Origin of the sequence: Micromonospora sp. DH14, assembly GCF_029809455.1 — a bacterium.
Classification (GTDB): domain Bacteria; phylum Actinomycetota; class Actinomycetes; order Mycobacteriales; family Micromonosporaceae; genus Micromonospora; species Micromonospora parva.
Genome location: NZ_JARVKT010000031.1, coordinates 45,222 through 57,299, shown reverse-complemented (window position 1 = coordinate 57,299; position 12,078 = coordinate 45,222). Strand labels below are relative to the sequence as shown.

The window sequence follows — 12,078 nt, the reverse complement described above, 5'->3', positions numbered from 1 at the left end:
GTATTGTCCGGGCTCACCCAGGATCCGAACGGCGAGGTCGACATGAACAGCGAAGACGGTACGACGGTGCTGTGGCGCCCAACCGGACCGAAAGAGCTGGACCTCGTCCGAGAGTCCGGATGGCGGGCGTGGCCGCCGCGTCTGCCGGATCAGCCGATCTTCTACCCGGTCCTGAACGAGGACTACGCGGTGAAGATCGCCCGGGACTGGAACGTACCCGCGTCCGGCGTCGGCTACGTGACCCGCTTCCGGGTCGAGTCGGAGTTCCTGAGCCGCTACCCGGTTCGCCAGGCCGGCGGGAAGACCATTCTGGAGCTGTGGGTGCCGGCCGAGGAGCTGGACGAGTTCAACGCCCACATCGTTGGGCTGATTGAGGTCGTGCACGAGTTCCGGTAGCCGCCGCCGGGCGGCGAGGGTGGCCGTCATCGGATGATCCCGACGACCTGGGGCCGGTTGGGGTGGACAGCGCCGACTGGAGGCAGCACCGCGGGTGATGCCGGCGGCATCACCGGAGCCGGCGGCGCGGGTTCGACCGGCTGCGGCTCGTCATACCAGTCGCCCTGCGGCTGATCGGGCTCCGATGCCGGCGGGGTGGCGGGTTCGCTGGACAGGACGACCTTGACCAGGGCGAGGAAGGCCAGCGACGGCACCGCCGCGACGATCCAGCCCCAGACGGACGGTTCGGCTTCGGCGACCTGGGCGGCGAGGGAGAGCAGCGCGAACGCGACCAGGAGTACGCCGACCAGGCCGACGGGTCGACCAGCGCGGCGACGGGCACGGATCTCCAGGCCTAGGTAGATCGCCATCAGCTCGACCGCTACAGCGTTGGCCCAACCGATCCAGTCAGGTTGGCCGTGGGCGACGGTCAGATCGTGGACGTGGGTGAAGGCGGCAGCGCCGGCCATGGTGCCGACGACAAGCAGGATCAGCACCCGGACGCCCGACTCGGCACGTTCGCGGATCATCGGCCGCCGCCGTTGTCGCGGACGGTCAGGATGATGCAAATCTGTTGGCCGTTGAGGTCGCGGCGGCGGTTGACCATGTGCGCCAGGCCGTGCAGGGCGCCGGCGAGGCGGTCCGGGGAGCCGTTGAGTTCGATGTGCAGCGGCTTGAGGCGGTGGGTGCCGAGGAAGAAGCTCTTGAGGGACATCGGTTACCTCCGGGCCGGGGCGACGCGGGTACGGATGTGGTCGGGTGGCTCGCCGAGGGAGGCCACCGCTTCGGAGAGGCAGCGCCACAGCGCCCACGCCTCGTCGGGGGTCAGGTACATGCGGCGCCGGCCGCCACCGACCGCGAGATAGACCGGGTACGCATCGGGCCGGGCGGGCTCGACGCGCACAGACACCGCCGTGCTGGTGGCGCCATCGGTGCCGGGGGCGCGGAGCCGGTAGAAGGTCCGGCCGTCGGTCGGGGCGGTCACCGCGGCTCACCCCCGTCGGTGTCCCGGTCGAGGATGTTCAGCAGCGAGTCGGGCAGCAGCGGCCCACGACGCTGCCGGGGCAGGGGCGGTCGGGTCGGTTCGGTGGCGGTTTCCCGGCCGACCTGGGCGAGGATGCCCGCCGCATCGGCCGGTGCCGGGTATTCGGCGGCCAGCTCCCGGATGTGGTCGTCGGAGATGTAGGAGAAGCGGACCCGGGCCGGCTCTGGGGCGCCGTCGAGGATCACGTAGCCGACGCCCTTGGCCCAGCGCGGCATCTGGTCGGCGAGGGCACCCCGGTTGCGGGCACCGTCGCCCAACACGAGGTCGACCTGAGCGGCCTCTGTCAGGCCGAGCGCGATCCGGGTCGGGAACAGGTCCCGGAATGGCAGCACCTCCTTGCGGGGGTCCTGCAACGCGGCCACCACCAGGATGCCGACGCCGGCACCCTGCGACAGCAGCAACCCGAGCGAGCCTCCGATGCGCTTGCGTAGGTCGACGTCCTGGAGGTAGGCGGTCAGGGCCGCCATCTCGTCGATGACGACCACGACCAGGGGGTCATCCAGGGTCGGAGTGTGGACCCGCACGGCGCCGGCAAGGCGGGTCTGCCGCTCCCGCATCACTGTCACCGCCTCGTCGAGCAGGTCGGCCATAGCCTCGAACGACTTGCAGGCGAAGCGGGCGAACAGCGGCCGACCCATGGCGAACTCCATGCCGCCCTTGGGGTCGATCACCCAGAGTCGGACCAGCCCGGAGGAGATCCCGCCAGCGAGGACGCGGACCAGCGACCACAGGACCGAGCCCTTCCCGGAGCGGGTGGCGCCGCCAATGAGGACGTGCGTGGCGAGCAGGTGCAGGCACCAGTGCCGCAGGTCTTCCCGTCGAGCCAGGGGCAGCGCGGTGAAGTCGGGCACCGACGGGACGTCGAACGGGTCGACCAGGGTGCGCAGCGCGTCCGTGCGGACCACCACCAGGTAGACCACCGACGGCCGGTCCCGGAACCGCAGCCGGTCCACCGCGCCCAGGACCAGCGCCCAGTAGCCCGAACGGATCGGCGGGTCATCGGGGCGCTCGGAGTAGACGCGGGCGTGCCGCCGGCCGAAGGCGTACGCCAGGTTTGCTGTTGCCTTCTGGAATTCCTCGGGTGTCTGGCCGCGAACCATGCGGATGGTCAGCACGTCGAGCGCCTGGTCCGAGCGGACCCGCAGCAGCTCAGGCAGGACCGTGCGATGGTCGTACACCTTGGCCAGGCCGCAGAGGGTCATTGCCTCGCGCCAGGCCCGTCGGTAGACGAAGAGCTGACGGAACCGGCCGAGGATCGGGCCGGCGCACCAGGTCCACCAGGACGATTCGTGCCGCCACCGCCACAGCGCTGACACGGCGGCGGCCAGGACCACGGGCACGATCACGCCGGCCCGGCCGAACTCTTGGTAGAGGGTCACCCCGACCACGACCAGGCCGACGGCGACCGGGTGGCGAAGACACCACCACAGGCCCCGCCACAGCCACCGCAGCACCAGGCCGAGCGCGATCAGCCAGACCGGCAGCTCAAGGCGACGCGGGCGGATCACCATCAGGTCCCCGGCGGTGGTCATCACGACCTCGCCCCGCGGCCGGCGCATCATCGGGCACCCGCCACTGTGGGCCGCCGCAGGACGGCAGGCATACGCTTGGACACGTCACTACCTCTCTCGACAGAGCAGGGGAAAGAGACACAGGGCGGGGCTGCCGTCCGCCAAGACCTGACAGCCCCGCCCCCACCACATGCGGCTACTGCGCCGCCTTCGTCGCCACGCCCGCCGGGGCACGCATCCCGGTCGCCCGCAGCGAATACGCCATCCGACCGTTGTTGCCCACGTACGGCGTGACGGTCATGCCGTCGAACTCCACCGCCTCGAACAAGCCGCCCGTCGGCGGCACCGGCTGGTAGTCCGCCGAGATCTTCACCGTCGTCTCCCGCGACCGCTTCCCCAGCTCCGGATCCAGGTCCATCACCCGGACCTGCCACACCCGCTGGCCGGTCAGCTTGTCCTTCGCCGGGCTACGCCGACCGGTCTTCTCGTCGTAGTCCTCGACCTCGCCCAGAGACTCGGGTACCAACGCGCACCCCGCCGGGAACACGTCCTCACACCGCACCGCGAACCTCGTGCCGCCACGCAGAGCCATCGCTCAACCTCCAGCTTGTTAACTTGTCTGCCAAGTTGCGATCCAAGGTAGACGGCACTTGGCAGACAAGTCAACAAGTATCTCAAGGTCGTACGCCTGAACGGCGGGCGCGGCTGCTAAGAACGCAGAGCAGGAGATGCGAGGATGACACCCGTGGAAGAGATGCCGTCTCGTTGGGCAGAGGTAATCCCCGCCGGATATCAAGACGGCAAGGCGGAAGCCTTTGCCGCACGAATAGACTCGATAGTGCTGCAGAGCGGCGACGTGGTCAAAGTTACCGAATCTGGCGTAACAGCCTTCGTGGGCGGGAATAACGTCGGAAAGAGCACCATTCTTGCCGAAATGCACGAATGGCTTGGCCAGATCAACCCACAATCCGGAGAACGAAGGCGGGTCCTTGAACGGCTAGAGGTCATCAAGGGTGGCGAAGTGAAGGACCTCTTTGCCTGGCTCCGCGAACATGGCTATTTCCATGACTCCGCCTTCTCTTACAACCCAGGCTTCGCCTCATCGAGAGGGCAAGGCGTGAGGGGACCTGGCGAAATAATTTCGATGTTCAGGCAGGCCGACACGGGAGAGAGCTTCGGCGGACTGCGCGAGTACTTCGCATATCATTCCCAGGCGCTGAATCGACTGTACGAGATTGGTGAAACCGAGCGCCGCGGAAATATTTTCGAGGTGCCCGCTGGCCCGATTCACCGCATCGAGGACAACCCCGACCTCATGCATGATTTCGACAGCATATCCATGGCCGTTTTTGGTCAAGCACTAACGCTCGACTACCTTGACCGCCAGGTAAAGATTAGAGTTGGGCGCCCAGGAATGCCGGCCCCACCCGTGAATGCGATCCCCCTAGAATATCGCCATGCCATGGCAAAACTCCCCCTCCTCACCGAACAGGGGGATGGCATGCGGAGCATGCTAGGCCTGATGCTGCCTATCGTTACCGAATCCTATCCCGTAATATTCGTAGATGAGCCCGAAGCCTTTCTTCACCCTCCTCAGGCCTTCGAGTTGGGGCGCCTGCTAGCGAAAATTTCGCACGCAAGGCAACTGCAGGTTATTCTCGCTACACATGACCGGAATTTAGTTGCGGGCTTACTGCATGATACGAAGATTCCGGTATCGATCGTCAGGCTGGATCGAGAGGGTTCTATCACTAGAGCATTCCAGCTGGAGTCAGAGTCCGTCGGGGAACTCACTAAGGACTCCATCCTCCGATACAGCAATGCGCTCGAAGGCCTCTTCCACAAGCTTGTTGTAATTGCCGAAGGCAACGATGACTGTCGGTTCTACCAGGCAACGCTCGAATTCATAGCGTCCGACCCTAGCTACGCCTCCTATCCACCTAGCGAGGTGCTTTTCGTGCCGTCATCAGGCAAACACGCAATGGCCAAAATTGCTGTAGCACTCAGAACTGCCGGCGTAAGGGTAGTAGTCACACCCGATCTCGACGTTTTCGATGACGAACCAACGATCAAGAAGCTCGTAGAATCCATCGGCGGCTCTTGGGACGCATTGAAAACTAGGTATATGACGGCAACTCATGCCTTCCGCCAGCAACGCACACCCGCAACCTGCGCGGACATATTCGGTGCTGTTGAAGCCGTCCTTCGCCCGCGCGGAAACGAACCCTACACCGCCGAGCGCCGAAGAGAAGTCCAAGTGCAAATGCGACTTGGGGAGAGCCCTTGGAAGGCTCTCAAGGAATACGGCATGCGAGCCTTCAAGGGTGAGAGCCGCAAAGCAGCTGAGGAACTGATCACCGAACTTGATACTCTCGGACTTCGCGTAGTTCGAGACGGCGATCTAGAAGCTTTCGCTCCGGCGACGGGGGTATCCAAGGGGCCGTCCTGGCTTGCGGCAGCCTTCGCGGCAGACGCCCATCAAAGTTCCGAGGCCGTGGCACACGTGCGGCGCCTGGTTTCGAATATTGACATCGTCGAGAAGTAACCGTGTGGGCACCGTGGGTTACGGTGCCATACTTTTAGATCATGAGTGGGGTCTCCTGCATGACTAAGCCGAGCCAGGGAGCATCCTCGGTTGATGAGGAACATCGACGCCCAAGGGGTCTGGACGACTCCACCGTCGAAGCGTTGGGCGAGTTGAGCAAGGCGCTGGAGACGATCCATCGGGTGCGTGGGCACCTCTACTCGGCGCACCAGCTTGTCGGCGGGGCGGATCTCACCCTTGACCGGGTCGTGAAGCTGCTCCGCGAGGCCGGGCACGAAGAGATGGCCGACCGGGTCGAGCGCGAGCTGTTGGGGCGCAACGTGCTACCCGGCCGGTGGACGTTCCAGATCGTGGAGGAGTTCGACGACGGCTACTACGCCGCGTTCCAAGAGGTTGAGCGAGACGCCCGGGAGAAGCTAGCCGGCGGACGGCGGCACATCTTCGAGGCGGAGATGAAGGAACGGCGGCGTACCCACGGGATGCCGGGGCACGAAGCTACGACGTAGCGCTGCCATCGAAGCCGTTCGGGATCATCGAGGCCAGGGCGTTGGCTCGGGCCTCGATGATCCTCATCCGTCCCTGGTACTCGGCCGGTTCCCGGTGCGCGGCCTGGCTGGTCACCTGGCCAGGCCACTTGCGGTAGAGCAAGCCGTACTCCCGGGTGAAATAGCCCGCGGTGACCGCGTTGGCGGCGAGCAGGAGGCCGGTGTCCTCAGAGGCTGGCAAAGCCATCCAGCCACCTAAAGCGAAGACGAGATCCCGCCGCAGGCACAGCGTCGCCGGATGCACCGATGCTCGGTAGTCGTTGGCCTTCCAGAACGTCAGGACAGAACCGCGGTCGATGACCCCGCCGGCTGGGTCCTTGTCCCATCCGGCGGTCGAACCGTCGGGCAGCAGGTCGAGTACCCGCGAGGTGGTCCAGCCGATCTGCGGGTGTGCGTCGAACGCGGCGATGTCCCGGGTGAGTGCGCCGGGGGTCAGCTGGTCATCGGCGTCCAGGACCTTGATGAGTTGCCCGGAGACTCGGGAGAGCGCGAGGGTGCGGGCAACTCCAGGCCCACCGGGACGGCCGGTGCCGAGACTAATTCGAGAATCGTCGGGCAGCGCGTCGACCAGGGCGCCGGTCTGTCCGTCCTCCTGGACGAGCCATTCCCAGTCCCAGCCGTCAGGCATCTCCTGCTTGGCCAACGACTCGTAGGCGCCAGCCAGGTGCTCGATGCTGGGCGCGTGGACCGGGGTGATGACCGAGACGAGCTGCGTCAAGTTTTCCACCGCTGGAGTTTGTGGGAGTAGACAAGCTCGGTGCGGTCGCCCGGCATCACCACGTCGGCGACCTCAACGACTCGACCAGTGGTGTCGGTCGACGTCTTCCGCACGGTGAGCACGGAGACGCCCGGGTCGATGTCCAGCAACTCGGCCTCATCGGGCGACGGTGGGCGGGCGCGGATCTCGTCGTCGATCCGGTCCAACTCAACGCCGAGCGTGTAGAGCTGATGCTGCGTGCCGCCCGGCCACGGTTCCTTGCCCGCGTCGAGCAGGTCCGGGTTCGCGGCCACCATGTCGTACGGCAGGTAGGAGTACGACACGGTCAGCGGCGCGTTCTCGTGCCGCGAGGACGTCCAGTAGACCCGGCGCAGCAGCGGCGTACCTTGCTCCACCTGCAAGGCCGAAGCCATCTCCGCATCGGCCACCACCCGGGAGTACTCGGCGTGGAACTTCAGGTCGTCGACGGTCAGGCCGGTGTCGTGCTCGGTGGCGCCAGTCTTCAGCCGCTCGTACTCGTCGAGCAGGACGCGATCCTTCTCCCACTGGTACCGCTCGGTGTTGCGACGGCGTACCCGCTGGCGGGGCGCCCGCACGTAGGTGCCGCGCCCCTGCTCCGCGCGGACCAGGCCCCACTCGCGGAGCTGCCGGATGGCGTTGCGGACGCTCGTGCGCGACAGGCCCGAGGTGTCGGCCAACTCGGTCTCGCTCGGCATCAGAGTGCCGGGGGCCAGTTCGCCGCTCACGATCTTCGCCCGCAACTCTTCGGCGAGTTGCAGGTAGCGAGGGCGCCAGTCCCGGCCTTGCACACCGGTCACCGTACCCCCTAGACGTTCCAACGTCTGCCAGGTGGTCCCGCCGGCGGGCCGCTCAGGAACCGGCGGTACGGCAACCGCTGCTTGCGGTGGCCGCGCAGGGCGCAGGCCAGGGGTACGAGGAACGGCTGAGCCCCGACGGGTGTTGGCGTTCACCCCGTCTCTCCGGCCCGCTCGCCGCCTTCTGCCGGTGTCAGCATCTCCAACTGGGCGTAGACCAGCTCGTCGATGAGCCGGTCCACCTGCGCGGGCGACAGAAGTACGGTCTGCGTCGCGCCATCGCGGGTCGCGTCGAGCTTCGCGGCCAGGCCCCGGCGGGCGAACCGGTCGACGATTAGTTGGACGGTGACCCAGCCGGTCCGTTCCCGTCCGATGGTGGAGAGAAGCCCGCGGTGCATCGGGTCGTTCGGTCCACAGCCTCGACACCAGACCGGGCACACGACCGGCGCGATCGACGACGGCGACCGGCCCTCTGGAATGGCAGCGCCCTCACTCATCGTCGGCCCCCTGCTGCCCGGTGGCCTGTGCCAGCGATCCGCGAAGGTGCTCGACCAGTTGGGCTGCCTGCGGCAAGGACAACTCCGCCCAGGCGTTCCCGGCCCGGCACGTCACGTGAACACCGACCATGGGGCCATCCGAAGCCTCACTGCTGATGAGGTACGTGACGACGAGCCCGCCCGCTCGGCTGTCGCCGGCCCTCTGCATTGGGCCGCGATGACGACGGGCCATATGCGTCATCACCGGCGGCACCAGGTAGCCGCAGCGATCCCGGGCGCACCAGTCCGGGTGGCTCGTGACGGCAGCCGGCTTGTTCGTACGACTCATCGCGGCCACCGCCCGCCGTTGCCTCGGAAGAGCTGGGCTCGCGTCATCAGGGGTGCGTACCGGAGCGCAGGCAGTTCGCGGGTGACACCCGTCGACCACCGAGGGGAGGAGGTTGTAGAAGCCGCGCGAGGACCCGACCGACCGTTGCTGCTGGCACTCCGGGCAGATGGGCGTCTCCGCGACCACCAGGACGAGATCCAATGGTGTCGACGATGGGAGCCGGACATCGCACCTCCACAGGTAGACGGGGACCGGTGGCCAGCCGCGGGGGAATGCGGCCGGCCACCGGCCCGGATGAAGGCACGGCGCACCGTCCGACGCCGGACGGGTCGGGTATCGCCGAGCCAACTTGTACGCGCGGCTACCGCAACCGGTCCGACAGGACGCCGCGCATCAGGTGCGACCAGGGTCAGCGCAAGACCATCCCTGACACGAGCCGTCACCCCAGCCGCACCCAAGGAAACGTATCTACAAGTAGACGAGTTGTCTAGACGTCGAAACAGGTCACTTGGTTGGCACTTGGTAAGACAAGTGCCAGGTACGGTGAACACGTGCCCATCCCGCACTTCGGACAGCCTCGTTATCGCGTCATCGCGGACAAACTCAGATTGCGCATCGAGAGCGGTGCGATACCGCCCGGAGCCCTCCTGCCGGCCGAGAGCCTGCTCACCACCGAGTTCCGGGCGAGCCGCGGCACGATACGCCAGGCATTAGCTGTTCTGCGCGAGACGGGCTTGGTCGCAACCGAACACGGCCGCGGCACCTACGCGAACCCCCGCCCCCACCAGAGCGGGTCAGATACTTGCTCCGAGCCGGAAACCCGACAGCGTGAAATCCCCGCCGATCCAGAGATTGCAGAAATTTTTGGTGTTGACGTTGGAGCGATCCTGATCGAAAACGAGAGTGTCACCCGATGGAACGGAGCCGTCAGGACAGTCGTCAGGACCTATCGACTACGTCGGGCAAGACCCTAAGACTCCGTCGGCAGCTTCGATACATCCTCAACGCGGCCCGAGAGGGGCCCTCACGGGCAGCCACCCTCGATGCGCGGGCTGACCCCACTATCACTCCACTCCGGCCACGCAACAGGCCCGACGGACTGGCGCGGACAGTGGACGACCCATCGGGGCCGCCCAAGACGAGAGCACCGAGGAGTCGGCCGGATCGTTGGCCGGCAGCCAAACGGGTCCCACCGTGCGCGGCGCTGGGAAGGCACGCCGACCGGACGCGCGCCTTGGGGCGATCGCGGCCAAGGAGCCTCCCGGCGAGGGTGCTCCGGCTCCAGGATCGAGTCCGGGCGTGGTTGCGCAGCCATCTCGCCAACCACCTACCCTAGGCAGGCTGAGCAGACCGTGCCCGATGCGCCAGCGTCCGACCTTCGTCAATCTCCGATCGACATGGCGCTCCGGGTGGCGGCCAGATCCCACGCCGGGCCGGGTCTAGGGCAGCCGGGACGCCATCAAGGCGGCGCGGCGTCTCGAGAGACTTCCGCGATTTCTCGCTTTTGGGACAAAAACACGGGAGAGTTAACGACTGCTTGCATTTTGCTCTCCGCTGTTGGTTTAAGATTCGAGGCCGACGAGCGCCGCCTAGGGTCAGCAGGCCCGCCGCCAGCGCTCACATCCGACAGATCGATGCTAGGGAGTTTTCGTGGCAAGCCCAAGGGCGTTTGTAAGCTTTGACTTCGATCACGATGAGATTTCCAAGCGCTTGTTTGCCGGCCAGTGCGCATCAAGTTCTCCGACTCCGTTTACGGTTTCGGATTGGTCTTCAAAGTCCTCACTCCCGCAGAACGAATGGGAAGCAACTATCTCAGCGAAGGTCAACAAGACGAATTTGCTGATTGTTCTGGTAGGACGCTTTATGGCAAGTGCTACGGGTGTCGCAAAGGAAATAGCGATGGCAAAGGCGCAGGATGTTCCCGTCTTCGGCGTCTACGTCGATGGTGCGGGCACGTCCAGCACTCTGCCAGCAGGCCTTCAGCGCAATCGCACCGTAGCGTGGACCTGGCCGAACGTCGCCGCACTCATCGATCAGGGCATGGGGGAAGGCAAAAACGCGTCGTGAAGCGCGCTCTGCTTGTCGGAATTGACGAGTACGCGAATTTCAATCGCTTAGCAGGTTGCTGCAATGATGTGAAAGCTCTAGAGCCGCTGCTGGCGAGACATGCGGATTCCACTAAGAACTTCGACTGCGCTGCGCTCGTAAGCGCAAGCGGCCCGGTGAAGCGGGACGCATTTATTTCCGCGCTCGATAGCCTACTTGCACCGTCGGCAAACGTGGCACTACTCTATTTTGCTGGCCACGGCATGCAACTAACCAATGACGTCGCCTTGGTGACAACGGATGGCACGGCGGCTACACCGGGAGTCTCCTTCTCCGAGATTCTCACCAAGATACAACACTCTCAGGTTCCCGAAGTCATCGTAGTGTTGGATTGTTGCTTTTCCGGCGCAGCAGGAGGTGTTCCTCAACTAGGAGGCGCTGCGGCATCCATCAAGTCCGGCGTTACCATGCTCAGTGCTTCGAGATCTGACCAAACCGCCGCGGAAACCGCCGCCCACCGGGGACTTTTTTCTACCTACCTTTGTGCAGCGCTAGAAGGTGGCGCGGCTGATACTCTCGGGAATATAACGGTCGCGGGACTTTACGCGTATCTTTCAGAACTCTTTGGCGCCTGGGATCAGCGTCCGACGTTCAAGGCAAACGTCGATCGCCTACATCAGCTACGTCAGGCAGAACCCGCAATGGCGCTCAGTCATCTTCGTCATATGTTGGCACTATTCCCAACAGCGGACTACATTCTCCCACTCGATCCCGCTTACGAGCCCGACGTGGAGCCACATGATGAGAAGAAGGAAGCGGACTTTGGCATGCTTCAGAAGGGTCGCTCAGCCAAACTAATCAACCCTGTCGGCGAAGACCACTTGTACTTCGCGGCTGTCAGATCCCGGGGCTGTCAGTTGACAGCTCTAGGCCAGCATTATTGGCAGCTCGTTCAGAAGGATTTGATATGACCCTGATTGGCAGTTCGGGACATCAGGACATACCCGCTGCGTCCATAGATTACGTCTCAAGTGGAGTACTGAGAGAGATAAAACTCACTCCTAGGCCATTGATAGGGATAACGTCACTTGCGGCGGGGGCCGACCAGCTGTTTGCGCGACTTGTTCTGGCGAACGGCGGAGAGCTTCGGGTAATCATTCCTTCCGAGAATTACGAAACAACCTTCTCAACTCCCGAGGAGCAGCAACAATATTTGCAACTGCGTGGCAAGGCAACTCAAGTGACCGTCCTACAACATCCAAGACCTTCCGAGCAGGCATACCTCGACGCCGGCCGGGAGATCGCACGATTGGCCGACTATCTCATCGCCGTTTGGGATGGAAAGCCTGCCCGCGGTAAAGGCGGGACGGCCGATATCGTAAATTACGCCCAACAATTGGGAAAGCCCGTTGTCGTGGTATGGCCGGACGGCGTTCAGCGGTGATAGCCGCAGGGCGCTGCTCAGCATAAACCCGTGAGCGAAACGCCGTGCCTCGGCTGTCCGCCCAGGAAGCGAAGACCTGAGCGTAAACCAACGAGAGCCGAAAACGGGCTAGCAAGAGACTGAGTGACGACGAGAGCGCAAACCGCTGG

At 64.7% G+C, this 12,078-nt stretch carries 16 protein-coding genes; 7 read left to right on the top strand and 9 right to left on the bottom strand.

The window, feature by feature from the left end; translation table 11 throughout:
* Positions 1-42: 42 nt before the first annotated feature.
* Complete coding sequence (locus tag QCZ28_RS28305) at positions 43-396, top strand: hypothetical protein (protein WP_279519482.1); 354 nt, start codon at positions 43-45, stop codon at positions 394-396.
* Between the two features lie 26 nt (positions 397-422).
* On the opposite strand, the gene QCZ28_RS28300 is transcribed toward QCZ28_RS28305, so the two are convergent.
* The 5 genes from QCZ28_RS28300 to QCZ28_RS28280 all read right to left on the bottom strand — a co-directional run bounded on the left by QCZ28_RS28300 (position 423) and on the right by QCZ28_RS28280 (position 3,583).
* Positions 423-965 (bottom strand): DUF2637 domain-containing protein, encoded by a 543-nt coding sequence (locus QCZ28_RS28300; RefSeq protein ID WP_279519481.1) that lies wholly within the window; start codon positions 963-965, stop codon positions 423-425.
* Positions 962-1,150 (bottom strand): hypothetical protein, encoded by a 189-nt coding sequence (locus tag QCZ28_RS28295; protein ID WP_279519480.1) that lies wholly within the window; start codon positions 1,148-1,150, stop codon positions 962-964. Before QCZ28_RS28295 ends, QCZ28_RS28300 begins: the two co-directional genes overlap by 4 nt.
* 3 nt (positions 1,151-1,153) lie before the next feature.
* Positions 1,154-1,420 (bottom strand): hypothetical protein, encoded by a 267-nt coding sequence (locus QCZ28_RS28290; RefSeq protein ID WP_279519479.1) that lies wholly within the window; start codon positions 1,418-1,420, stop codon positions 1,154-1,156.
* On the bottom strand, positions 1,417-3,012 hold the full coding sequence (locus tag QCZ28_RS28285; RefSeq protein ID WP_279519478.1) for an FtsK/SpoIIIE domain-containing protein: 1,596 nt from the start codon (positions 3,010-3,012) through the stop codon (positions 1,417-1,419). The genes QCZ28_RS28290 and QCZ28_RS28285 overlap by 4 nt, the downstream gene beginning before the upstream one ends.
* Before the next feature lie 175 nt (positions 3,013-3,187).
* Complete coding sequence (locus QCZ28_RS28280) at positions 3,188-3,583, bottom strand: transcriptional regulator (protein ID WP_091402451.1); 396 nt, start codon at positions 3,581-3,583, stop codon at positions 3,188-3,190.
* Positions 3,584-3,745: 162 nt separating this feature from the next.
* Between QCZ28_RS28280 and QCZ28_RS28275 the strand changes: the two genes are divergently transcribed.
* The gene (locus QCZ28_RS28275; RefSeq protein WP_279519494.1) at positions 3,746-5,536 is read left to right on the top strand and encodes an AAA family ATPase; all 1,791 of its coding nucleotides are present in this window, start codon (positions 3,746-3,748) and stop codon (positions 5,534-5,536) included.
* Between the two features lie 59 nt (positions 5,537-5,595).
* Positions 5,596-6,042 (top strand): hypothetical protein, encoded by a 447-nt coding sequence (locus tag QCZ28_RS28270; protein WP_279519477.1) that lies wholly within the window; start codon positions 5,596-5,598, stop codon positions 6,040-6,042.
* Here QCZ28_RS28270 and QCZ28_RS28265 read toward each other — a convergent pair.
* From QCZ28_RS28265 to QCZ28_RS28250, 4 genes are all read right to left on the bottom strand, one after another.
* Positions 6,032-6,808 carry a glycosyltransferase gene (locus QCZ28_RS28265; RefSeq protein ID WP_279519476.1) on the bottom strand — a complete coding sequence of 259 codons (777 nt, stop codon included), beginning with the start codon at positions 6,806-6,808 and terminating at the stop codon, positions 6,032-6,034. The two genes, QCZ28_RS28270 and QCZ28_RS28265, sit on opposite strands and share 11 nt — an antisense overlap.
* On the bottom strand, positions 6,796-7,617 hold the full coding sequence (locus QCZ28_RS28260; RefSeq protein ID WP_279519475.1) for a GntR family transcriptional regulator: 822 nt from the start codon (positions 7,615-7,617) through the stop codon (positions 6,796-6,798). The genes QCZ28_RS28265 and QCZ28_RS28260 overlap by 13 nt, the downstream gene beginning before the upstream one ends.
* Before the next feature lie 149 nt (positions 7,618-7,766).
* Positions 7,767-8,012: a precorrin-4 C11-methyltransferase gene (locus QCZ28_RS28255; protein WP_279519474.1), complete on the bottom strand. Its 246-nt coding sequence runs from the start codon at positions 8,010-8,012 to the stop codon at positions 7,767-7,769.
* 91 nt (positions 8,013-8,103) lie between these two features.
* Positions 8,104-8,439: a hypothetical protein gene (locus tag QCZ28_RS28250; protein WP_279519473.1), complete on the bottom strand. Its 336-nt coding sequence runs from the start codon at positions 8,437-8,439 to the stop codon at positions 8,104-8,106.
* A gap of 551 nt (positions 8,440-8,990) precedes the next feature.
* On the opposite strand from QCZ28_RS28250, the gene QCZ28_RS28245 reads away from it, so the two are divergent.
* From QCZ28_RS28245 to QCZ28_RS28230, 4 genes are all read left to right on the top strand, one after another.
* On the top strand, positions 8,991-9,413 hold the full coding sequence (locus QCZ28_RS28245) for a GntR family transcriptional regulator (RefSeq protein WP_279519472.1): 423 nt from the start codon (positions 8,991-8,993) through the stop codon (positions 9,411-9,413).
* A 676-nt stretch (positions 9,414-10,089) separates the two neighbouring features.
* Positions 10,090-10,506, top strand: coding sequence for a TIR domain-containing protein (locus QCZ28_RS28240; RefSeq protein ID WP_279519471.1), 417 nt, complete (start codon positions 10,090-10,092; stop codon positions 10,504-10,506).
* Positions 10,503-11,456, top strand: a complete 954-nt coding sequence (locus QCZ28_RS28235; protein ID WP_279519470.1) for a caspase family protein — start codon at positions 10,503-10,505, stop codon at positions 11,454-11,456. The genes QCZ28_RS28240 and QCZ28_RS28235 overlap by 4 nt, the downstream gene beginning before the upstream one ends.
* The gene (locus tag QCZ28_RS28230; RefSeq protein WP_279519469.1) at positions 11,453-11,929 is read left to right on the top strand and encodes a hypothetical protein; all 477 of its coding nucleotides are present in this window, start codon (positions 11,453-11,455) and stop codon (positions 11,927-11,929) included. The genes QCZ28_RS28235 and QCZ28_RS28230 overlap by 4 nt, the downstream gene beginning before the upstream one ends.
* The last annotated feature ends 149 nt before the right edge of the window (positions 11,930-12,078 follow it).